At 66.7% G+C, this 330-nt stretch carries 1 protein-coding gene; it reads left to right on the top strand.

Annotated elements, in window-relative coordinates; genetic code table 11:
• Positions 1-330: Plug domain-containing protein (locus tag HKX41_10830; GenBank protein NNC24624.1), on the top strand; the 330-nt coding region annotated here is incomplete at both ends.

Genomic DNA, 330 nt, shown 5'->3' with positions numbered 1-330 from the left:
GGTCAGCGTGCTGACCGCCGAGGACATCAAGGCCACCGGCGCGGTCAACATCGGCGACGTGCTGACCACGATGCCGGCGCTGGCGACCTCCTTCACCATGGGCAACTCCGGCCGCTTCATCGGCACCGCCGGCATCTCCATGCAGGATCTGCGCAACCTCGGCACCCAGCGCACGCTGGTGCTGGTCAACGGCCGCCGCATCGCCGACTTCCCGATGCCGTTCAAGGGCCGCAGCAACTTCACCGATATCTCCAACATCCCGCTGGGCATGGTGGAGCGGATCGAAATCCTGACCGGCAGCGCCTCGGCCATCTACGGCTCCGACGCGAT

It is taken from the genome of Salifodinibacter halophilus (genome assembly GCA_012999515.1).
GTDB lineage: Bacteria > Pseudomonadota > Gammaproteobacteria > Nevskiales > Salinisphaeraceae > Salifodinibacter > Salifodinibacter halophilus.
Note: the sequence above shows the minus strand (reverse complement) of the source record. Positions and strands in the feature narration are given on the sequence as shown.